This is a genomic window from Nitrosopumilus zosterae (assembly GCF_025998175.1).
Lineage (GTDB): Archaea > Thermoproteota > Nitrososphaeria > Nitrososphaerales > Nitrosopumilaceae > Nitrosopumilus > Nitrosopumilus zosterae.
On record NZ_AP026695.1, the window covers coordinates 1,168,728 to 1,190,722 of the forward strand.

Annotated in this window: 29 protein-coding genes; 17 read left to right on the forward strand and 12 right to left on the reverse strand. The window is 32.6% G+C overall.

Annotated features, from left to right (window positions below):
* The first annotated feature begins 11 nt into the window (after positions 1–11).
* From cofG to OO712_RS07090, 3 genes are read left to right on the forward strand one after another with little or no spacing between them, the layout of a single operon-like run.
* The gene (cofG, locus tag OO712_RS07080) at positions 12–1,181 is read left to right on the forward strand and encodes a 7,8-didemethyl-8-hydroxy-5-deazariboflavin synthase subunit CofG (RefSeq protein WP_109876140.1); all 1,170 of its coding nucleotides are present in this window, start codon (positions 12–14) and stop codon (positions 1,179–1,181) included.
* Positions 1,178–2,437, forward strand: a complete 1,260-nt coding sequence (gene cofH, locus OO712_RS07085; RefSeq protein ID WP_109876141.1) for a 5-amino-6-(D-ribitylamino)uracil--L-tyrosine 4-hydroxyphenyl transferase CofH — start codon at positions 1,178–1,180, stop codon at positions 2,435–2,437. The genes cofG and cofH overlap by 4 nt, the downstream gene beginning before the upstream one ends.
* Positions 2,438–3,796 carry a TldD/PmbA family protein gene (locus OO712_RS07090; RefSeq protein WP_109876142.1) on the forward strand — a complete coding sequence of 453 codons (1,359 nt, stop codon included), beginning with the start codon at positions 2,438–2,440 and terminating at the stop codon, positions 3,794–3,796.
* 12 nt (positions 3,797–3,808) lie between these two features.
* On the opposite strand, the gene OO712_RS07095 is transcribed toward OO712_RS07090, so the two are convergent.
* The 3 genes from OO712_RS07095 to OO712_RS07105 all read right to left on the reverse strand — a co-directional run bounded on the left by OO712_RS07095 (position 3,809) and on the right by OO712_RS07105 (position 6,573).
* Positions 3,809–4,744: a calcium/sodium antiporter gene (locus OO712_RS07095; RefSeq protein ID WP_109876143.1), complete on the reverse strand. Its 936-nt coding sequence runs from the start codon at positions 4,742–4,744 to the stop codon at positions 3,809–3,811.
* Between the two features lie 128 nt (positions 4,745–4,872).
* Entirely contained in the window at positions 4,873–5,247 is a 375-nt protein-coding gene (locus OO712_RS07100) for a DUF6659 family protein (protein ID WP_109876144.1), read from the reverse strand.
* An 18-nt stretch (positions 5,248–5,265) separates the two neighbouring features.
* Positions 5,266–6,573, reverse strand: a complete 1,308-nt coding sequence (locus tag OO712_RS07105; RefSeq protein WP_109876145.1) for an ammonium transporter — start codon at positions 6,571–6,573, stop codon at positions 5,266–5,268.
* Between the two features lie 117 nt (positions 6,574–6,690).
* On the opposite strand from OO712_RS07105, the gene OO712_RS07110 reads away from it, so the two are divergent.
* Positions 6,691–7,020 carry a P-II family nitrogen regulator gene (locus OO712_RS07110; RefSeq protein ID WP_109876146.1) on the forward strand — a complete coding sequence of 110 codons (330 nt, stop codon included), beginning with the start codon at positions 6,691–6,693 and terminating at the stop codon, positions 7,018–7,020.
* A gap of 221 nt (positions 7,021–7,241) precedes the next feature.
* Here OO712_RS07110 and OO712_RS07115 read toward each other — a convergent pair whose 3' ends face one another.
* A complete protein-coding gene (locus tag OO712_RS07115; RefSeq protein ID WP_109876147.1) occupies positions 7,242–7,823 on the reverse strand; it encodes a P-II family nitrogen regulator in 582 nt (193 codons plus the stop codon).
* 175 nt (positions 7,824–7,998) lie between these two features.
* Here OO712_RS07115 and OO712_RS07120 point away from each other — a divergent pair, with 175 nt between their 5' ends.
* Positions 7,999–8,346: a helix-turn-helix domain-containing protein gene (locus OO712_RS07120; protein ID WP_109876148.1), complete on the forward strand. Its 348-nt coding sequence runs from the start codon at positions 7,999–8,001 to the stop codon at positions 8,344–8,346.
* Positions 8,347–8,369: 23 nt separating this feature from the next.
* Here the strand turns inward: OO712_RS07120 and glnA are convergent, their stop codons facing one another.
* On the reverse strand, positions 8,370–9,815 hold the full coding sequence (gene glnA, locus OO712_RS07125; RefSeq protein WP_109876149.1) for a type I glutamate--ammonia ligase: 1,446 nt from the start codon (positions 9,813–9,815) through the stop codon (positions 8,370–8,372).
* Positions 9,816–10,026: 211 nt separating this feature from the next.
* On the opposite strand from glnA, the gene OO712_RS07130 reads away from it, so the two are divergent.
* Positions 10,027–10,218 carry a hypothetical protein gene (locus OO712_RS07130; protein WP_109876150.1) on the forward strand — a complete coding sequence of 64 codons (192 nt, stop codon included), beginning with the start codon at positions 10,027–10,029 and terminating at the stop codon, positions 10,216–10,218.
* A gap of 175 nt (positions 10,219–10,393) precedes the next feature.
* Here the strand turns inward: OO712_RS07130 and OO712_RS07135 are convergent, their stop codons facing one another.
* On the reverse strand, positions 10,394–10,696 hold the full coding sequence (locus OO712_RS07135) for a hypothetical protein (RefSeq protein WP_109876151.1): 303 nt from the start codon (positions 10,694–10,696) through the stop codon (positions 10,394–10,396).
* A gap of 129 nt (positions 10,697–10,825) precedes the next feature.
* Between OO712_RS07135 and OO712_RS07140 the strand changes: the two genes are divergently transcribed.
* Both OO712_RS07140 and purM read left to right on the forward strand, forming a co-directional pair.
* Positions 10,826–11,551 (forward strand): proteasome assembly chaperone family protein, encoded by a 726-nt coding sequence (locus OO712_RS07140; protein WP_109876152.1) that lies wholly within the window; start codon positions 10,826–10,828, stop codon positions 11,549–11,551.
* Between the two features lie 49 nt (positions 11,552–11,600).
* Positions 11,601–12,623, forward strand: coding sequence for a phosphoribosylformylglycinamidine cyclo-ligase (gene purM / locus OO712_RS07145; protein WP_109876153.1), 1,023 nt, complete (start codon positions 11,601–11,603; stop codon positions 12,621–12,623).
* A 160-nt stretch (positions 12,624–12,783) separates the two neighbouring features.
* Here purM and OO712_RS07150 read toward each other — a convergent pair whose 3' ends face one another.
* The 4 genes from OO712_RS07150 to OO712_RS07165 are packed head-to-tail and all read right to left on the reverse strand — an operon-like array spanning position 12,784 to position 14,279.
* A complete protein-coding gene (locus OO712_RS07150; RefSeq protein ID WP_146195968.1) occupies positions 12,784–13,713 on the reverse strand; it encodes a hypothetical protein in 930 nt (309 codons plus the stop codon).
* Complete coding sequence (locus OO712_RS07155; protein WP_160049187.1) at positions 13,658–13,834, reverse strand: hypothetical protein; 177 nt, start codon at positions 13,832–13,834, stop codon at positions 13,658–13,660. Before OO712_RS07155 ends, OO712_RS07150 begins: the two co-directional genes overlap by 56 nt.
* Positions 13,831–14,064: a hypothetical protein gene (locus tag OO712_RS07160; protein ID WP_109876155.1), complete on the reverse strand. Its 234-nt coding sequence runs from the start codon at positions 14,062–14,064 to the stop codon at positions 13,831–13,833. Before OO712_RS07160 ends, OO712_RS07155 begins: the two co-directional genes overlap by 4 nt.
* Positions 14,061–14,279 carry a hypothetical protein gene (locus OO712_RS07165; RefSeq protein ID WP_146195969.1) on the reverse strand — a complete coding sequence of 73 codons (219 nt, stop codon included), beginning with the start codon at positions 14,277–14,279 and terminating at the stop codon, positions 14,061–14,063. Before OO712_RS07165 ends, OO712_RS07160 begins: the two co-directional genes overlap by 4 nt.
* A gap of 169 nt (positions 14,280–14,448) precedes the next feature.
* Between OO712_RS07165 and OO712_RS07170 the strand changes: the two genes are divergently transcribed.
* The 5 genes from OO712_RS07170 to OO712_RS07190 are packed head-to-tail and all read left to right on the forward strand — an operon-like array spanning position 14,449 to position 15,683.
* Positions 14,449–14,670 carry a hypothetical protein gene (locus OO712_RS07170; protein WP_109876157.1) on the forward strand — a complete coding sequence of 74 codons (222 nt, stop codon included), beginning with the start codon at positions 14,449–14,451 and terminating at the stop codon, positions 14,668–14,670.
* Complete coding sequence (locus OO712_RS07175; protein WP_109876158.1) at positions 14,660–14,944, forward strand: hypothetical protein; 285 nt, start codon at positions 14,660–14,662, stop codon at positions 14,942–14,944. Before OO712_RS07170 ends, OO712_RS07175 begins: the two co-directional genes overlap by 11 nt.
* A complete protein-coding gene (locus tag OO712_RS07180) occupies positions 14,945–15,148 on the forward strand; it encodes a hypothetical protein (protein WP_109876159.1) in 204 nt (67 codons plus the stop codon).
* Entirely contained in the window at positions 15,145–15,372 is a 228-nt protein-coding gene (locus OO712_RS07185) for a hypothetical protein (protein WP_146195970.1), read from the forward strand. Before OO712_RS07180 ends, OO712_RS07185 begins: the two co-directional genes overlap by 4 nt.
* Positions 15,369–15,683, forward strand: coding sequence for a hypothetical protein (locus tag OO712_RS07190; RefSeq protein WP_146195971.1), 315 nt, complete (start codon positions 15,369–15,371; stop codon positions 15,681–15,683). Before OO712_RS07185 ends, OO712_RS07190 begins: the two co-directional genes overlap by 4 nt.
* A gap of 142 nt (positions 15,684–15,825) precedes the next feature.
* Here the strand turns inward: OO712_RS07190 and OO712_RS07195 are convergent, their stop codons facing one another.
* Positions 15,826–16,011 carry a hypothetical protein gene (locus OO712_RS07195; protein ID WP_109876162.1) on the reverse strand — a complete coding sequence of 62 codons (186 nt, stop codon included), beginning with the start codon at positions 16,009–16,011 and terminating at the stop codon, positions 15,826–15,828.
* A gap of 467 nt (positions 16,012–16,478) precedes the next feature.
* Between OO712_RS07195 and OO712_RS07200 the strand changes: the two genes are divergently transcribed.
* Positions 16,479–17,063, forward strand: coding sequence for a hypothetical protein (locus OO712_RS07200; protein ID WP_146195972.1), 585 nt, complete (start codon positions 16,479–16,481; stop codon positions 17,061–17,063).
* A 7-nt stretch (positions 17,064–17,070) separates the two neighbouring features.
* Here OO712_RS07200 and OO712_RS07205 read toward each other — a convergent pair whose 3' ends face one another.
* Positions 17,071–18,138, reverse strand: coding sequence for a tyrosine-type recombinase/integrase (locus OO712_RS07205; RefSeq protein WP_160049188.1), 1,068 nt, complete (start codon positions 18,136–18,138; stop codon positions 17,071–17,073).
* A 182-nt stretch (positions 18,139–18,320) separates the two neighbouring features.
* Here OO712_RS07205 and OO712_RS07210 point away from each other — a divergent pair, with 182 nt between their 5' ends.
* From OO712_RS07210 to OO712_RS07220, 3 genes are all read left to right on the forward strand, one after another.
* On the forward strand, positions 18,321–19,562 hold the full coding sequence (locus OO712_RS07210) for a cation:proton antiporter (RefSeq protein ID WP_109876165.1): 1,242 nt from the start codon (positions 18,321–18,323) through the stop codon (positions 19,560–19,562).
* Positions 19,563–19,624: 62 nt separating this feature from the next.
* Complete coding sequence (locus OO712_RS07215; protein ID WP_264953653.1) at positions 19,625–20,242, forward strand: hypothetical protein; 618 nt, start codon at positions 19,625–19,627, stop codon at positions 20,240–20,242.
* Positions 20,243–20,406: 164 nt separating this feature from the next.
* Complete coding sequence (locus OO712_RS07220) at positions 20,407–21,993, forward strand: elongator complex protein 3 (RefSeq protein ID WP_109876166.1); 1,587 nt, start codon at positions 20,407–20,409, stop codon at positions 21,991–21,993.
* Positions 21,994–21,995: the final 2 nt, after the last annotated feature.

The following is a 21,995-nucleotide window of genomic DNA, read 5'->3' on the forward strand; positions in this document are numbered from 1 at the left end:
AATGGATTCTGTTGAACAAGCTTGTCTTAAACTCCGAGAGTTTAAACAAAGTTTTAGAGAACAAAACAATATCTCGTGAAGATATTTTTGAGATTTATCAAAATTCTCTAAAAGATCCTACTGAACTTTTTTCAGTATCTCAAAATCTAAGAGAAAAATTCAAAAAAAATACAGTTACATTTTCTAAAAAAGCATTTTTTAATATCATCAATTTATGTAAGGACACTTGCTCATATTGTACATACAAAGCAGAGCCAGGAGAAGAAAAATTATCTTTAATGTCAAAACAACAAATTCTGGAATTATTGCAACTTGCAAAAAAATACAGGTGTGTTGAAACACTTTTTGTTACAGGTGAGCAACCAGAACAAAGATACCAAGAAGCACGCGAGTGGTTAAAAGAGAACGGATTCAAATCAACTGTAGAATATCTCATTCATTCATCAGAATTAGCATTAGAGATAGGACTATTTCCACATACTAATGCAGGCAATCTAAATTATGAAGAAATGAAAGAATTGAAAAAAACAAATGTGTCAATGGGAGTTATGCTTGAAAATGTCAGTGAAAGACTAACAGAGAGAGGAATGCCACATTATTTGGCAGCAAGTAAAAAACCAAAAGCAAGATTACAGGTATTAGAAAATTCTGGAAAAATTGGAATTCCAATAACTACAGGAATTCTTGTAGGGATAGGAGAGACAATTGGCGAGGTAATTGATTCAATTTTAGCAATAAGAGAACTTCACAGCAAATATGGAAACATACAAGAAGTAATTTTACAAAATTTTCAACCAAAACCAGACACGGTTATGAAAAACAAACCATCAGCTGATGAGAGATATTTTAAAACAATTGTGGCACTATCAAGAATAATAATGCCTGAAATGAACATACAGATTCCTCCAAATTTATCACCCAAATCATATCAAAGTTTCTTGTCCGCTGGGATAAATGATTGGGGAGGCATATCTCCACTTACTCCTGATTTTGTAAATCCAGAATTTGCATGGCCAGAAATTAACAAAGTAAGCAAAGAGTCCAAAGATGCAGGATTTGATTTAAAATGCAGATTCCCAGTATATCCAGAATTTTTCTCTTTTATTAGCAAAGAGTTAAGAGATAAGATGGCAGTAATTGAAAATGAAGAAGGATTGGTAAAAGAGGAATATTGGAGATGACAATCAACATAGACGCATTATTAAAAAATGCAGATCCACTCATTTCTGAAATCTTAAACAATGCATTATCAGACAAAGAAATTTCTGCTCAAGATGGATTAGAGTTATACAAATCAACCGGAGTTGATTTTCATTTAGTGGGATTAGTTGCAGATGAAATTAGAAGAAGAAGAGTCGGGAATATTGTATCTTATGTAGTAAATAGAAATATCAATTTTACAAATGTGTGCATAAAACAATGTGGGTTTTGTGCGTTTAGCAGAGATTTTAGAGAAGAGGAGGGATATTTTCTACCAACAGAAGAGATTGTACGGAGGGCAATGGAGGCACGTCAATTAGGAGCAACTGAAGTATGCATTCAAGCAGGACTGCCCCCAGATATGAAAGGAGATCTTTATGAGAGTATTTGCAGGGAGATCAAAAAAGAGATTCCAGATATACATATTCATGGATTTTCACCTGAAGAGATCCTATACGGAGCATCAAGATCTGAGATTTCAATTGAGGAATTTCTAAAAAGAATGAAGGAAGCAGGAGTAGATACACTTCCAGGAACATCAGCAGAAATTCTTGATCAAAAACTACGAGACCAGATTTCTCCAGGAAGAATAAGCGTAGAGAATTGGGAAAAAGTAATCAAATATGCTCACAAAATTGGGATCAATACTACATCAACTATGATGTTTGGACATTTAGAAACACTAGAACAAAGAGTGGCACATATAGTAAAATTAAGAGACATACAAAAAGAGACAGGAGGATTTACTGAATTTGTACCTCTAAATTTTATTCATACTGAAGCCCCCATGTACAAACATCAATTACATGAAGGAATAAGACGAGGAGGAAGTGGAAATGATGTCTTACTAACACATGCTGTTGCAAGAATCATGTTAAACAATTCAATTAACAATATCCAAATGTCATGGGTTAAAGAAGGGCAAAAAATGTCACAGTTATTGCTAATGTGGGGAGCCAATGATTTTGGTGGAACTCTGATTAACGAAAGTATTTCAACATCAGCAGGCTCAGAACATGGACAATTACTAAAACCAAAAGAAATTAGAAGAAGGATTAAAGAGATTGGAAGAATACCTGCTGAGAGGAACACAAATTATAAGATTCTAAAAAAGTTTGATGCAGAAGAGGAGGTAGATGAAAAACTAGATAGAATTTTAGATACATCCCAATTTGGATCATATGTAGAATTGATAAAAATTAACAAATTCAAATACAAAAACCCTAGAGCGAAGTAAATGTCTGCCTTAGAAGAGGCATTAAATCATTCAAAGAATGTTGGAGTTGACGAATGTGAAATAGTTGTTTTGAAAAAAAAGATCACAACTGTGCGAATTACTGATTCAGAGATTGCCGAAACCAAACAAAGCTTTGAGGAAAGTTATGGCATTAGATTAATCCACAATAAGAGAATTGCTTCAATTCAAATTACAAATCAGCAAAAAATTAAAGATGTTATTAATGATTCGTTAAAGACTCTACACAGTGTAAAGCCACGAGAATTTTGGCGTGGACTACCATCCAAAATAAAGTCACAAAAACTAGACGGAACATATGACGAAAACCTAGCAAATATTTCAGGATCTCAAGCTATGGATATAGCAGAATCTATGATTAATGCAACTAATAGCTACAAAATAAACACAATTACAGGCTCACTGAATATCGTTTCAGATGATTTTGAGCTTGAAAATTCAAATGGGTTAAAACTCAGAGAAAAGTCTACATATATCTCAGGAATAATTAATGCAGAATCAGAATCAGGTACATTACCAGTATCAGGAATTGGACATGATAGTTGTAGGACATTATCAAATTTTTCAACAGAACAAATAGGAGATGATGCAAAAAATATGTGCCTAGAATCAATAAATCCACAAAAAATTGATTCAGATACATATTCCATAATTTTTGAGCCATATTCTGTTGGGGAATTGTTATCATTTGTGATTGCATCAAACTTTAATTTTAAAACATTCGCAGAAAAGAAAAGTTGTTTCTCAAATGATTTTGAAAAAGAAATTGCAGTAAAACAATTTAGTTTAATTGATGATCCACATATTTCAGAAGGCATAGGAACAAAATCGGTTGACGATGAAGGGGTTAAAACCCAAAAACAAAGTTTGATAGCAAATGGAATTTTCAAAAATACGTTTTCAAATCTTTACGATAGTTACAAAGAAGGAAAACAATCTTCAGGAAATGCATTACGTTTAGGATCTCCAATGGGTAGAAGCTCAGAACCAATTCCAATTTCAGCACCACATAATCTAAAAATTAATCCAGGAAAGAGCACACAAGAAAACATGATAAAAGACACAAAACACGGATTATTAATTGGAAGGCTATGGTACACATATGCAGTAAATCCAATCAAAGGAGATTTTTCATGTACTGCAAGAAGCGGAATAAAAATTATTGAGAATGGTGAAATCAAAGGTCCTGGAAAATCAGTCAGAATAATTCACAATCTTGTAAATATGTTAAAAAATATTTCAGAAATTGGAAATAATCAAAAAAACATAATTCAGTGGGCATCACTTCCATCAATTGCACCATCAATAAAAGCAGAAAAAATTTCGGTAAAATCAATCTAATTTAGGCCTAAATTAATTGAAAAATGTAAAAATCAAATATACCACATAGCCTAGTGCAAGGCAAGCACCCATAACACGATTAATAATTCCAGTTTTAAGTGCAATTAACAATGAAATACTAAAGATGATCATGATGGCATAATCAATGAAGACATCGGGTGCGACCATTACACCTCCAAGCGCCGCACCAACACCCATGATCATTAAGATGTTGTAGATATTACTTCCAATAATATTTCCAACACCAATATCGCCATGTCCTTTTCTAATTGCAATAATGGATGTAATTAATTCCGGAAGAGACGTTCCAATTGCAATCACAGTTAGTCCTATGATTTTTTCAGATAATCCAAACTCTTGGGCTAAAATTACGGCATTATCAACAGTAAGAATTGCGCCAAAATACAAAATAACAACACCTATCCCAATTAATCCAAAAGATTTCAGATATACATTATTTTTACTTTCTTCAACATTTTCCTTGCTTTCTTCTCGGTGTTTCATTGCATCTTTGAATGTATAATATCCATAAACACCCAATCCTACAAGTAATAAAATTCCATCATATATAGAAAGTTCACCATCAATTGAAATCAAAATCAAAAGAAAAGAAACACCTAGCATTATTGGAATTTCTTTACGTAAAACAGATTTACTTACGGCAAGTGGAACAAGAATTGCTGCAATTCCTATAACCATTCCAACATTTGCAATGTTACTTCCAACAATATTTCCCAAAATTATAGCACTGTGTTCTCCAGCTGCTGCAACACTTGCTGCAAGCTCCGGCGTAGAGGTACCATATGCTACAATAGTCATTCCAATTACAAGATTACTTATTCTAAATTTTCGGGCGATTGTAACACCGCCACTAACTAACCAATTACCACCAAAACACAGCATAGCTAATCCGACTATAGTCAGCACTGCATTGATTACTATTTCCACAACGAAGTTTCCAGATAGAGGGGTTTAAAGTGAATGATTTACTATAATTTCACAATTCAAACAATTCAAGCTAATTTTGCCAAGTCATTACAGGCACATAATAATCTAAAAGTTCTCTAAATCAGATACTAGACAGAATATTTCTCGGAACCAAGTGCTGAATGAATATAATCAATTATCTTCAGATAATCTGCCCTTGGTTCTGTACTAACCATAAATAATTCATTAGAGTTAATTGGAACACTGATCATTGTGACTTTTTCATATTCAGTAATTGAAGATGTTTCATGACCAATCTTGTATGCCAGATTCGTATATAGTTCTCTTTTTTGTAATGCATAATGAATTGACATTTTAACTTCATCATCACTTAACATTCCATCAATACTTTCTTTGTGGCCTCCAGCAACAAGCTCACCTTTACTATTTGCAATACCTGCAAACCTAATTTGTGAATCTAAAGCAAGTACTTTTTTCGATAATTCATCGTAATTAATTGCCAAAACATTACACCAAAAAATCTACTTTTTTCGGAATATTTCATCCTTTTCCTGTAATTCTTCAGTAAAGGTATCCATATCCAGCATGAATTCCTCCTCATCAGAATAGGCAGATTCTGCGTGTTCACTAATATCAAGTCCTACGTCTTCGACTTCAGGCGAAACCCTAATTCCAATCAGATGCTTCATCACTTGCAGAATTATCCAAGTTCCACCAAAGCCCATTGCGGCTGCAACGCCAACACCTACTGCTTGAATCCACAATTGATCAGGATTGCCAAATAACAATCCATCAACACCGCCAGGATTAATTACAGTACTGGCAAAGATTCCGATAGAAAGCGCACCTACAATTCCGGCAACACCGTGAACAGAACTTACATCAAGTGCATCATCAATCTTTAGTTTTTCTTTGAATAGTACAACTCCTGAATAGGAAATTACACCAATTGCAATACCAATAACAAAGGCATGTTCTGCACTTACAAAGCCAGATGCAGGAGTAATTCCAGCAAGACCTGCAATTGCACCGTTAATTGTTGCAACAACAGAAGGTTTCCCTGTTCTTACCCAAGAAAGCCCAGCCCAAATCAAAGCAGAAACTGAAGAAGCCATGTGAGTAACAATTACAGTATTTCCTGCAACTCCGCCAGAAGCTGACAATGCACTTCCTGCATTAAAGCCAAACCATCCAAGCCATAACAACGAAGAACCAAGAACTGCAAGTGGAATACTATGAGGAATCATTATAGCAGGACCATAATGTCTTCTTTTTCCAAGCACAATTGCTGCAGCAAGGGCTGCCATTCCAACACTTGTGTGAATTACTATACCACCTGCAAAATCAACTACACCTAATTGGGATAGCCAACCTCCTCCCCAAACCCAGTGAACCAGAGGATAGTAAATCAGCATAGACCATGCAGCGATAAATATGATAAATGAGCTGAACTTCATTCTTTCAGCAATTGTTCCTGTAAGTAATAACGGAGTAATTGCCGCAAACATCAATTGGAACTTTACAAACAAGACACCTGGAATGGTTGGAGCATACTGTTCTAATGGACCATCAGATGGAACACCTTTGAGAAATACCCAATCCATATTTCCAACTAGTCCCATTGTAGAGTCACCAAAAGATAAACTAAATCCAAATACGAACCACATGACACTCAATAATGCCAAACCAAAAAAGATCTGCATGAAAATTGATGCTGCGTTCTTTTTTCTTAAAAGTCCAGATTCAAAAAGACCCAATGCAGGGATCATCAAAAGTACAAGACTTCCAGCTACTAGCATCCACGCTGTATCCCCAGAATCAAGTACCATTAGTGAAAAAAATTAATTCAAAACTAATAACAATGTCTGAGATTGATTATCATATGTATATCATTTGACCATCAAAATCAGAAATTATATTTGTGTAATAGACAATAGAATAACCAAATGCTCAAAATCGAAGTCATACTTGGCGAAAATGACGTAATGGCAATAAGCGAAGGATTAAAGAAAATAGGAATTGGAGGCCTCACAGTATCCAAAGTTAGAGGAAGAGGAAAGAGGCCAGGACCTGAAATTCACGCATCAAAAGGCAGCGAGATCTTTACGCCTCAGTTCAATGACAAATATAGAATTGAAGCAATTATTGCAGATGCTAGGGAAGACGAAATTATAGGAATTATCAAAGAGAATGGAAGAGTTGGAAAAATATTTGTATCTCAGATCTTACGTGCAGTAGACATTGCCACAGGTGATGAAGGAGAATCGACAATTTAGAATCACCATGAATTTGCGCAAAAGTAAATTATTTCACAGAGAAAAGATGCAGCCATTCCAGCGTAAAGATTACCTTAAAGTTGCAGTTATGTGTGGAATTATCGTCGCACCATTGCTTGTTGGTTTATTTTTATGAAACTCTCAAAAATATCCATTGCAAAATTAATTCTTGCAGGGGTGGGTATGACGTTGGTAGGATTAGCTCTATTTGGACCTTATATCTAAAAATCACCAAAAGTATTTTCATAAATAACCGTAGGATTCTTTAATTGTTTTTCCATAATAGGAAGTGATTTTACAATGCAGTAATTTACGAAATCACTAAATGATTTTATTCGATAATCATCTCTGAGTTTTTCTTTGTTTACTTCATACACTATTTGCAATTTATGTAAAGTGAATTTCTGTAATGGAACAAATCTACTACGTTTAGGTATTGGTGCAGATTTTGTTTTTTCTTCTGCAAAAATTTCTAAATCTTGTTTTGCGTCAAGTGTTTCCATGTCCACGACTTCTTCCATTTCAGAGACAAAGATTTTCCCACCATGATCTGATGTAAGACCAGAATTTTTTGAAATCATTTCTACAACTTTTCTTGCCTCCTTGTCTGGCACTACAATCTCAATTTTTGCCAAAGGTATTGATTTTATTCCAGTAGAACCAATGCGAGAACCTTTTGCTTCATCATAAATATCACTGTCATCTAAATTTCGTTTGTCAATTACAAATGTTCCAAGAACATTCAGATTTGTCTTAATAGTAGTGAAAGTTTTTCGCTTGATTATAGCTTCTATCTTTTTCACAAATAATTTTCAAAAAAGGGGCTATTTATGAGAAATGGTCTTTATCAACATCAAAAAATGGATCGTGATAAATTAAAGAAGGAAACAGGCACGAATAAGGTGTAAAAAAACCAGCTAGAAAGACAAGCAAAGCTCAAGTTAAAGACTAATAAGGTAATGTACCGTACAATACGGTATGATGCGAGCAAGACTAACATATGTACCACTAGAAGTGGCAGACCAATTCGGGGATTTTATCATACAAAGAGACGAACAAGTTCTCGATGCAGTAAAAGCAAGAACACGAGATTTCAGTACACTGTCTTTGATAAAGTTGCTATATCAATTAAGAGGAAACCCTATGACATTTTCTGATTTGTATTCAAAGTCAAAAATCAGAATGAAAAAGTCATTTCTGAACTACCTACATCTGTGTGTAGATTACAACTTTATTAAAAAAGAAGCAGTTGGTTCAAACATGATCTATACAATTACAGACAAGGGGCGAACCATGTTGAATCTGTTTATGCAGAAAAGCAATTAAATTTAATTTTTGGATGAATTTAATCAAGCATCTGCATACATTGAAACTTCCCAAGCTGTAGGAGTTTGGGCAAACGCAGTGTATTCTTTGTATTTTATCTCAGAATATGCATCAAGAAAATCTTTTGTAAAAACATCTTCTAAGAAATTCGAATCACTGTTTAGAGAATCAAGTGCATCCTTCAATGAAACAGGCAAAGTTCCAATTTTGTATTCTCGTTTCTTTTCGGCAGAAAGTTTGTATACATTTTCTTCAATAGGATTTCCAGGATCAATTTTATTTTTTATTCCATCCAATCCAGCTAGTAGTAATGCGGCTTCTAACAGATAAATATTTGCAGTTGGATCAGGTACACGATATTCTAGTCTCTTGCTTTTTTCTTGATTTCTATTATACATTGGAACTCTAATTGCAGCAGATCTATTTCCTAACCCCCAGCAAACATTTACAGGTGCTTCAAAACCGGGAACAAGACGTTTGTAAGAATTTGTGGTAGGATTTGAAATTGCACACAAAGCTGAAGCATGGTTTAAAATCCCACCAATATAGTATCTTCCAGTTTGACTCATTTGTGCCTCTTCATCATCTTTATCATACATCACATTCGTTTTTCCATTCCACAGACTTTGATGAGTATGCATTGCTGAAGCATTATCACCAAAAATTGGCTTTGGCATAAAAGTTGCAACTTTATTTTTTCTTTTAGCTTTAACTTTCACCAAATTTTTAACTGCAATTACATTATCTGCCATTGCAATCATCTCATCATATACTAAATTGATTTCACATTGACCCGAAGTCGCAACTTCGTGATGTTCTGCTTCTATTTTTATTCCAAAGTAATTATACAGATCATCACAGATATCTTTTCGAAATCCCTCAAGTGTGTCCTTAGGTTGTGATGGATAGTATCCTTCTTTGAGATCTATGGCCGTACTGACATTGCCTTTAGCCCAAGGAGATTCTTTTGATTCAATAGAATATCCTGAACCACCATACGAATGCGTCGCAGCATAGGGGGAAGGATAAACATTGATAGTATCAAATACAAAAAACTCTATTTCAGGACCCCAATTGGTATGAGTTAAACCAAAATCAGACAGTTTTTCAGATGCTTTATTGGCAATTCCTCTAGAATCACGATTATATCTAGACTCTTTGTTCGAATTGCCATCATACAAATCACAGAATATTCGTGCATTTTTCCGATTACCAGGATCATAATCATTTGGGAGAATTTTAAATGACGATGGATCAGGTAATAAAATCATATCAGAATGATTTACAGATTTGAATCCAACAATTGAACTTGCATCGAGTTTTTCAAGACCATTTACAAAACTATCTTTATCAATTGCATAGCTTGGCATTCCCACATTATGAAGTTCACCAAAAATATCTACAAACCAAAAATCAATAAATGAAATTTTTTCATCTTGTATAGTTTGTAGAACTTGATCGGCATTCAATGTTTAAGGTTAATTTATCAAATTACTAATATTGTTTAGTAAGATAGATTTGTCAAGATAGTCAGGTTAATTCTCAATCAAATAATTTTCAAACAATATATAGACACATAATAAGTAAAAACAAAAAACAATTGGATTTAAAAAAATTTAGTGTTTAACAACTTTTTTTGTTAATAATATATTTCAAATAAGAAAATCACAAAATCATAGTGTGACTCAATCAGAATATGATCAAAAAGATCTAAATAATTACGAGAAATTACAAAATGAATATAAAAAATTGCTTACCGAATATGATGAACTAAAATCAGATAACCCCCAAAATACAGAATTGGATGAGAAGGTAAAAGAACTTACTGAAAAACATAAAGAAATTCAAGATTTGTCATCCAAATTATTTTAAGAATTGAACAGTAGTTACTATTAGTGCAAGTAGCAAATAACACATTCTTGGGTGTCAGACATATTCGTATTAAATTACAGTTAACAGGACTAATATTAATTCAGAAGGATATACTTATACCATTTAATTCATAATAGTCATTTTTGAATTTTAATGATTACAGATAGACACAAAATCATAATTTTTCGCATGTGCCACCGGCTTTTTTCCAGCTTTTTCCGCCTTCATTTCGACATTGTGTTTTAGTAACTTTTCTTAAGATTACTCCTTTGCAGTTTTCTTCAGCATAACATGTTCCACGAGGAATTTTAGAATTGGTTTTTTTATGAATAACCGATTTTTTGTTAGAAACTTTTGTTTTGACTCTGCCTATTGAGAGAGTAGGTAATTTTTTAACAATTTTCTTACGTTTTGAAATTAAAGGTTTCTTTATTTTTGGAGTCTTGGGTTTTTTAATTACAGGTTTACGTATTGACACTGAATCATTATGATCCCATAAGATATTAAATTTTAGAGAAAATTTTTGATCTTATAAAAACTGTCAAACAGATTCTATAAGAAACAAATATTGACAAAAGTAATTAGACAGAACAAATCGACGTAAACAGTGCAGAAAGAATTTCCAGAAGCCGAAATCTTTGAGATAAAGAAAATAGAATTAAACAGTCCAATAATTTTTGCAGGATTTGTAGGTGCAGGTCTAGTAGGACCTCTTGCAATAAACCACATCATTGAGAAACTGAAAATGCAACAAATAGCAGTAATGAGATCAAAATATCTTCCACCATCAACAGTTTTCATGAGAGGGAGACTACGGCATCCATTTAGATTTTATGCAAATCCAGAGGGAACAATATGTGCGATAATTTGTGAAATAACATTGAGAATGGAAGGGTTGTATTCACTAGTAGGAGAAATTTTAGATTGGGCAGAAGAGAAAGGCTCAAAAGAAATTGTAATTTTAGACGGGGTTGCAAGTATAGGACATGATGACAAAGCATATTGTGCAGCTGAAGAAGATTTGGTACGAACCATGGCAGAAAAAGACATCAGTATGATCCCACAGGGATTTATCACAGGAATTCCAGGAGGGATATTAAACGAATGCTTGGTAAGGGAAATCCAAGGACTAACATTATTAGCAAAAGCAAACAAAGTGGCGCCTGATTCAGGAGCAGCCGCCACCCTGATTGAAGCACTGAATAGATTCTATGATTTGAACATTGACACAAAACAACTAGAAGATGAGAAAGATAGATTCCACTCAGAATTTAGTGAGTTATCTCAGAAATATGTAGAGCATAGAGAAGAGATAGCTGGAATGTATATGTGATCGAAACAGCAGGCAAATTCTTTTATTCATAGCAAATACGCATCAAATTATGGTGTTAACCTACAAAAAAGCAGGAGTGGACATTTCTAAAATCAAACAAAGTCAACAAGCAATTGGTAAATTAATTGCATCAACTCATAAACTTCAGAAAAAAGCAAAGATAGCACATGGTTTTGGCCATTATGCAGGAATTGTTGAGATCCCCGGAGGAAAACTTTTGGCAACACACACAGATGGTGTTGGAACCAAAGTAATTATTGCAAACATGATGAAAAAATACAACACAATAGGAATTGATTGTGTCGCAATGAATGTTAATGATGTTATCTGCATTGGTGCAACACCTATCTCATTTGTAGACTATATCGCTGCAAACAAAAATGATGCAACAATATTCAAAAAAATTGTCGAGGGATTAGTGACGGGTGCAAAAAAATCTTCAATGCCGATTGTCGGAGGAGAGACTGCAATTATGCCAGATGTGATTGATGGGAAAGGATTTGCATTTGATTTAGCAGGGATGGTAGTAGGATTAGTAGATAAAAAAGATTTGGTGCTTGGAAATAAAATAAACGTAGGGGATGTGATTGTGGGTGCAAATAGTACAGGAATTCATTCAAACGGATATTCGCTTGCAAGAAAAGCAATTTTAGGAAAATATTCTATAAAAGATAAAGTAAAAGGAATAGGAACAATAGGTAATGCATTATTAGCGCCTACCGAAATATATACAAATCCAGTACTAGAAATAATTCAAAAATGTAAAGTCAATGGTTTGGCCCACATTACAGGAGGAGCATTTACCAAGCTATTACGCCTCAAGAAAATTGGATATGAGATTGAGTCCCTACCAAAAATTCCACCAATCATGGGATTAGTTGAAGAACAAGGGGTAAAGCTCGAAGAAATGTATAAGACGTTTAACATGGGAGTAGGATTCTGTGTTATTGCACCAAAAGAACAGGCAGTGCGAATTAAATCAATATTCAAGAAACACAAGATACAAAGTCAGGAAATAGGAAAGATTATTCCCAAGAAAGGTGTTTTTGTAAACTCGATAAAAATTGCTTAATTTAACATTCAAACGTCGTTTTTGTTGATTTAATTTCTTAGAGGAATTATTTTTGAGATGATTAATACGCCATACAAGTGTGAAATATAATTTTGCGTTACAAAGGCTTCTTACAGCTAAAGAATGTTGAGTAAAATCGATCAAATAATAAAAATCAAATTTAGATTTTTGATTTAGAATAAGCTCGAAATAAACGTGCCGTGTCTTGACCATCAATGACACCATAATAGATCATTTTATTTTCTTTATTGGACTTATTCTCAGCCAAACTTTTCATCATGTCAAGAATACTATGATCAATTTGAGCATCATACATAACAAAAAATGCCTGTGAAGGACTTTTGAACAATCTAGAGATTTGATCACCATGCTTGCCCATCTTTTTAATTGTTAAAGTGGGAGGAGTGCCAGCACCCTTTAAAGCAAAAGAAGTATTAATTCGCTTACCATTAATTTTAAGTCGCGTGGTATTGATATCATTTATCTCACCACCCCAATCAACAAATTTCCCATCTTCTTTAGTTATCGCCTTCAATAATTGTTTGATATCTTCTTCAGGAATTCTTTTTGTTTTAATTGAGCCAATTTTTTTAACTTTTGAAAAAGAATCTATATCATCAACAGTTAATTCTTTTGGAATATGTTTATTATTTTTTAAATTCACAGTTACAGTGATATTCCCATTACCAGATGACAATTCACTAGGAACATTAAATTGTTTTTTATGTACACGCTGAATGATAATAGTTTTATATTTTTTATAGAAGGGGATTTTCCCATAAGCAATTCTCTTATTTTTTTCAGTTTGTTCTATTACACCTCCAGAAACAAGAGAATTACCGACTTCAAGTACTCTTTTTAAACTTTTTAATCCAGTTTCATTTTGAATATGATCTTGAGTTTTCACAGGTGATTTATGGAAATAAATTGATTCGAAAACTTTCAAACGGTCTTGAGAACGACCAATTACATTCACAGCATGGGTGATCATTTTTTCTTTATTAGCTGCTTCATCAATCACGGATACAGGTAATTTAATCACCTCCTTTTGATTTATTTTTTCTTGTTGGAAATTTTTTTCTAATTCCACTAGAATCAACTCCTAAACAAGTAGCAATCTCACTTGATGTTGCCCCAGATTTAATCAATAAAAGAATCAACAGATTTTTTATAGATTCAAGTTCAGTTTGTTTATTTTTTTCATTACTCATTGTTCCTTAACCTCTTTTTGAGTAGATTTTTTTTTAATTCCATGAACCGCGACACGAACATTATTTGCTGTTTTTCCTAAACAATCAGCAATTTCAGATGGCTGCATACCCATTTCATGAAGAATTTTTACTTGTTCTTGAAATTGTCTACCTTTTACAACATCTAATGCAAGTAATTTAGAAATAATTTTCAAGCGATTATCAATAGATTCGAGGGCTTTATCGTTCATTTTTTACCTCTCTTTTTCAATAATGATAATTCCTTTGCCACGTTACTATTGCTAGTGTGAAGAATTCGAGCAATTTCATGAGTATCAAAATCAAAATCATTCAATAGAGATATCTTATCTTTGGCAGTTTTTTCCTGAACAACCGTCTGTTCCATCAATACTGATAGAATAGCATCTAACCTCATACTAATACCATTCAATTCTTCATTAGTCATTTTCTATCTATATATATAGATATAATTATAGTATATAAATATTATTTACTTTAACTAATGTTAAAAATTTCTGATTTTAGGAATTTTAAGTATAAAAATAATGATAAAATATCAATACCATTAGTATTGGTATAAAAAAGGTTAAATCCACGAACATAAGAGAATATTCATGGTCAAAAATTCAGAAGAACAGATGGTAAAAAAATTAAACGAAATAAAAGATCTATTAATGGCATTAAGAGATCTATCAATGTTACAAGCATCATATTCAGATATTCCCACAGATAAAATCTCAAAAGCTGCACACATGCAAAAAAGCAGAGTGTATGAAATAATTCCAAAACAAAAGAAAACATCAAACACGAAGAAGGTAAATAAAAATGCAAAATGAACAAGATAAACAAATTCTAAAAGTTCTCAAAGATATAGACAGTAAACTTTCAATTTTAATTTCATTGCAAAAAACATCATTCACACCTCCAAAATTAGGAGCTGAAGAAAAAGCAATATTGAAATTATGTAATGGAAAAAATACAATTAAAGAAATTATGGAAATTACATCTAAGAAAAAAAATAATGTAAAATCCACATTGAGCCATTTACGTAAAAAAGGAATAATAAAATCAACCACAATGAACAAAAAAATAGTATATGTGAAGATCTAAATGGCAAAAAAAGAAAAATCTGAAAAATTATTAGAAGAAATTAATAAAAAATTAGACATTATGATAGAAATTCAGATCCTTGAGAAATCTGAAGATGATCAATTAAAAATATTGAAAAGATTAGGATATTCCTCAAAAGAAGCAAGTGAATTTACAGGAATTAGTTATTCTTCTATTAGGCATAGAAAAGGATGGAAAGAATGACAAAGCAAAACGAGAGAAAGAACAAAACAGAGTTGGAACTTCTTAATGATATTAATTTGAAACTAGATAAATTGATCGGAGTATTAGCAATTCAAAGTATCAAAGACACAGATGATAAAATTCACTTGCTAAAAAATTTAGATTTTAAATCAGATGAGGTAGGACCGTTGGTGGGAATTAAAGGAACATCTGTGAGAGACAGAGAAGGTTGGAAGAGAAAATGAGTGAAGAGATTGTTGAGAAATTAAGTGAGATTCAAAAACAAAATCAAATAATAATAAGTCTTTTAGCAAAACTTGTTTTAAAAGAAGAAGAAGTTAAGGAGATTATTATCAATAGAAAAACTAATCCAAAAAAATACATTGAAGGTTATAATGCATGTGACGGAAAACATACGATTAATGAAATAATAAAAATTGTAGGAGTTAAACAACAAACTCTATCACCAATTCTTCAAGAATGGGAAAATAAAGGAATTTTGTATTCCTTTGAAAAAAAAGGTTTGAAATTTTATAATAATTATTTTAAAATCTAATAGTAAATGTAAACAGTGTTTATTCTAGGTGTTTATTCGAAAAATTATTTGTGCCTAAAAATATAGTTTATACCTGAAATTTGTGCCTAGAGTAGGCATAGACATTATCAATGCGTAAAATCGAATCTTAATAGATTAAAAACTATGAATTCTTTTCCAGTTGTTCTTTAAATTTTGGAATAGCCTGATCTTGATACCATGTAATCACTTTATGACAATCATTACACACCATCATAATTTCACCATTGCATTCTTTTACATGATGTTCAGTGAGATTATTTTTGAGAGTATTACATACAAGACATTCACTGATTTTTGTGATAACCATAGAATTTCTCAGACAGACTAAAAATTAAGGATTTTAGGCGTAATTTGTTTAAGGAAAATCAAACAAAAAGGCATCAAAAAATAACAAAAAACAACGAAGATATAACAAAAATTAAGCAAAAATAAGCAAAATTTAGGGTCAAAGTAGGGTCAAAATAACAAAAGAGAGGAAAGAACAAGCACAAAGAAAACAAAAATCAACAAAATTTATCAAAGCATCATCGAAAAACAACGAACGTGTAAGAATGATTCTAGCAAAAACACAAAAAAGTAAAGGGATCACATGCAAAAAAATACAAAATAAAAAAAGGTCTAAACCACTATACAGTGCTTTTGCACAATTCTAGTGTACAATCAATCAGGTCTTTTTTTGAATGATTCTCCAATGGTTCTTTACAGTTAGTACAAAAATGTGGTGGGCTCATTATTATATCATTAAATTTAATGCTTATAACAAACGGTTTTAAAATGAAAACCGATATGGACATTATTCTTGAAGATAGCATATTAGAAAATGCCTCAGAGTGGATTCACAAAACAGAACTGTGGAGAAAGACAAAATCAGACAAAAAAAGATGTTTTGACACTATTGATTATCTTGTAAAAGAAGGGTTTTTAGAAACAAAAAAGGAACAAAATAAGCACAAATTTAGACGTAAAAATGAAATCCTCACAGACAAAGAATTTAGCGAATCACAGATAAGACGTAGAGGATGGATGGTAGATACAGTAAATGCTATCAACAATATTGAAAAACCATTATTTACATACGTTAAAAGTAGAAAACAATCAGAACCAAGAACTAAATTAATCAAAGGAGGATTAGAATCCCTAGATTATTACATGAATGGTTCTACTGCACATATAGCGAGATTAAGACTTGCAAAAGCATATCATATCATCAACAAAAGAACGGCAGATAAAAGAATCGACGTGATAGAAAATACAATTAATTATATCGCAAATTATTTTCTTAGTACCAATCCAGATGAATCAGAACAGATTAAAGAATATAATCAAAGGATCAGTAGACGAACAACGTTCAAGATTTAAAATTAATTTAGGAATTATGGCGTTTCTGTAATTCCAACATGTTATTTTGTATTTGGAGAATGGTTTTTTGTAGATTCTCTATCTCAGTGTTTTTATCTTGTAGTAAATCAATCTCATCTTGCTGAGATTGAATCTGAGATTGTAATCGGTATTTATCATCGATGAATAATTTAGGTATTACCTTTTGATATTCATCAAAGAGTTGTTCAAGTAGGGGTTTAAAGTATGAATTATCTAATGGGATGGTAACGGAATGACCAGCTAGTTTTTCTGCAAGACTAATGTTTACAGAAGGGTTTGATTTTAAAATAGTGATGAACCGTTTTCTAAATCCATGACACGTCATTATTTCATATCTTCCATGTTTGGATTCTTCACGACCTAATGACCTTTTGACATGACGGCTCAATGTTGTGGTAGTTGATTCAGTTGATGATGGTTTAGTAGTATCACAAGGTGAACAAAATACCCATGAATCAGGGGTGATTGTCTCGCCTTTTCGAGTACGAAATTCCAGATATTCGTCAAGAGCCTCAACAGCTTCTTGATGAATGAAAGTATAGTATTCATCTTTAGTGTCTGCATAAACTAGAACGGACTTGCAACCATTTGGCATATCTTTGAGATGTTTCATTTTCAATTCTTCAAAACAACCCACACGAACCCCACTAGAAGCCATGAATTGCATTAATGCTCTATACCGTAGAGTTTTGGAACTCTTTACGAGTATTTCAATTTCTTGTGTTGTGTATGGTCTTTCTCCAGTTGATTTTGTCTTTTCAGGAATCATTTTTCTTAATTTATCCCAATTCAAAAGAACATCATTCATAACAAAGAATAATTTCAATGCCACAAGTTTGGCACGAATTGAACTCAACCCCTGTCCTTGATCTCGTGCATACATCACATAATCTTCGATCATTGTTTGAAGTTTTTTTGGTTCAATTTCTACTAATTTATCAAAACTTTTGATGGCAGAGTATTCCTTGAAACATTTTAACTGATAATCATATTGTCGTTGAGTCTTTTCAGATTTGATAGCCGAATGATATAAAAGTAAAGAACGCTGATTCAATGAATTATTCATGGTAAATTTACTATTAACTAACGGTTTTTTGGATAATACCGATTTTATCATGCAATAAATCATTCTAGGAAGCTAAAGGACATAATCATCTAAATAATTAACAACAACAAAATTATTTTCAACCTAATTTACCTTATATGACAGATTTTTACAATATTCAGTAAGAGAATATGGTAGAGGCACACTTAATTGAAACAATTATCGGTATAGGAATTCTTCTTTTTGCAGCTAAACTAATGGCAGAGTTATTCCTCAGATTAAAACTGCCAATTGTATTAGGTGAACTTTTGGCAGGAATGATTGTAGGACCATTTGCATTAGGGGCATTTTTTGTAGTAGATGGAAAACAGTTGCTGCAAATCAATGATGAGATACGAATACTAGGAGAGATGGGCGCAATTGTGATTTTGTTTATGGCAGGACTTGAAATGACACCTAAAGAATTCCTAAAGGGTGGAAAAGCATCATTTACTGTAGGTACGCTGGGAGTGGTGGTCCCATTCTTTGCAGGACTCGTGGTTTTTCAAATGTTCGGATTTGATGCATTACAATCAATGCTTATTGCAACAGCACTAACAGCTACAAGTATCGCAATTTCAATTCAAGTTCTAAGTGAATTTGGCAAAATAAAAACTCCCGAAGCTAGACTCATTATTGGCGCAGCAGTTGTAGATGACATTTTAGCAATTGCAGTATTATCAGTAGTGTCATCTATTGCAGGATCCGATGGAGGAATTGACAATATTGACATTTCTGAAATAGTAATAACAATTTTGCAGGTATTAGGATTCTTTGCAATAATGCTTATAGTAGCAGTAGTTGTCATCCCAAAAATAATCACACCACGGCTATGGAAAGCAAAGGGAAGTGTGGAAGGAATAGCAACGGCATCATTTTTTGGAGCAGCAGCTCTTGCAGGGTCAATAGGACTATCACCTATTGTAGGGGCATTTGCAGTAGGAATGGCATTATCAACTACAAAAGTATTTGAAAAAGTGGAAAATTACATTGGGAAAATTGGATTGATTTTTGCACCATTATTCTTTGCAATTATTGGTGCACAAGTTGATCTGAGAGCAGTTGATTTGAATATTTTGATATTAAGTGGCGTAGTTATTGTAGTAGCAATTGTCACAAAATTGTTTGGGTGTGGATTGCCTGCAATGATGTTTTTGAAAAGCAAACGGCAAGGAATGCGAGTAGGAATCGGAATGATCTCAAGAGGAGAAGTAGGGCTGATTGTTGCTGGAGTAGGAGTAACTGCAGGAATTTTAACATCTGAAGTTTATTCTACAATCATAATCATGGTAGCAGTGACAACTATTATCACACCAATATGGTTAAAGATGGAATACAGGAAAGAACAAAAAAGTGGTTCAGCACCTAGCGAACAAAATATCGAGCAGAAATAAGAACAAAGTCTTAGATTATATAGAAAATTCTTTAGGATAAAATATGATTTTAGAGAAGAAATTTGCAAGGGGAAATGACTATAGATTATAATGAATTAACAAAACAAGTTCTCAATTTGTATCCTCAAGTGAAATTTGCCGGAGTTGTAAATATGAAAGGAGAAATTGTTGCTGGAGGACATAAAGAAAATGTGGAGCAACTGTTAGTAGGGGATGAAATCAACATGTCAATTCATTATGCATTACAAAAAAGAGATCTCTATACAAATCTGGCATACAAGATTGGTCATGAAACATCTTCAATTACTGAATATGAAAAAGCTGCAATTATCAGCGTTCCAATTAATTCTAATGAATTATTTTTAGTTAGAACAGATAATGGGACAGATTATCTGAAAATAGTTGATCATATTCATTCAAAACTAGATCCTCAGAAATACATTCGAGATGAAATTAAAGCTATTGAAAATGAAATCAATGAATTAAAAAATCTCAAAGAAACAAAATCAAAGAGGAAACCAGCTAGAAAGAGCATAGTAAAGAAAAAGGTGGTAAAGAGAAAACCAGCTAGAAAGAGCATAGTAAAGAAAAAGGTGGTAAAGAGAAAACCAGCTAGAAAGACAAGTAAATCCAAAAGAAAGACAAGTAAATCCAAAAGAAAAACAATCAAGCGAAGATAATCTAAACTAGTGAAAATCACGAAGTAATTGTATCAACTAATTAGGCTCAAAAGAAGTATAGAATCCAATAATCATCATTTAATACAAATTTCTCTACAAGATATTCGGATTCAATGAAGGCTAAATTATTTAACGAATTTATGTCCAAATCAAGATGAACATACATGAGTAATTTAGACCCTGTTTTATCAAAAGCATGTAGTGAAATTACTCAAAATATTCTAACAATTAATGACCCGAGCAAAAAACAAGTCAAAGAAGAAATCATAAAAATTTGTACAAAATATGCATTGGATAGAATTCCTCGAAATTATGAAATCCTATCAATGGCAAAAGAATCAGATTTTAACAAATTACGAAAAGTATTACTAAGAAAACCCGCAAAGACTGCCTCAGGTGTTGCGGTAGTTGCATTAATGCCAAAACCATATGCATGCCCACATGGCAGATGCACTTATTGTCCAGGTGGAATAGAATACAACTCTCCAAATAGTTATACGGGTAAAGAACCATCATCACTTAATGCAATAGAAAATCAATTTGATCCAAAATTGCAAATTACGTCAAAAATTAAAAAACTAATTGCATTTGGACACGAACCTTCTAAAATGGAAGTAGTAATTGTAGGAGGAACATTTCTATTTATGCCAAAAGACTATCAGGAGAATTTTATTAAATCATGTTATGATGCATTAAATGGAATTGATTCGAAAAATTTACAGGAGGCCAAATCAAATAATGAACATGCTACAATAAGAAATGTAGGATTCACAATTGAAACAAAACCAGATTATTGTAAAAAAGAACATGTTGATTTAATGCTAAACTATGGAATCACTAGAATAGAGATAGGAGTACAATCATTACAAGAAAGAGTTTACAAAAGGGTTAACAGAGGACATAATTACAATGATGTTGTAACATCATTTCAAATTTCAAAAGACGCAGGTTATAAAATTGTGGCACATATGATGCCAGGATTACCCACAATGACTCCAGAAGGAGACATTGCAGATTTTAAAAAATTATTTGCAGATGCACATCTACGTCCTGACATGTTGAAAATTTATCCATCATTAGTTATTGAAAATACTCCACTGTATGAAGAATACAAGCAAGGAAAATACATCCCATATTCGGATGAAGATATGATCAAAGTGTTAACCGAAGTCAAAAAGAATGTTCCAAAATGGGTAAGAATTATGAGGATTCAAAGAGAAATTTCTCCAAATGAAATCATTGCAGGACCAAAATCAGGAAATCTCAGACAGATAGTTCATCAAAATTTAGCAAAACAAGGACTTGTATGCAAATGCATCAGGTGTAGAGAAGCAGGACTCTCCAATAAGAAATCAGACCCAAATGATGTAAAATTAAAAAGAATCAACTATGATTCATCTGGAGGAAAAGAAGTTTTCTTGTCATATGAGGATAAAAATGAATCAATTTATGGATTTTTGAGATTAAGAAAGCCCAGTAATGATGCCCACAGAGACGAAGTAGGAAAAGATAGTTGCATAGTAAGAGAAATTCACGTTTATGGAAAATCATTGAAGCTTGGAGAAAAAGGAGAAAACGAAATACAACATTCAGGATTAGGAAAAAATTTGATGAATGAAGCTGAAAAGATATCCAAAGAAGAATTTGATGCAAAAAAAATTCTAGTAATCAGTGCAGTTGGTACACGAGAGTATTATCAAAAGTTAGGGTATTCATTATATGGACCATACATGTCCAAGACATTAAACTAGTG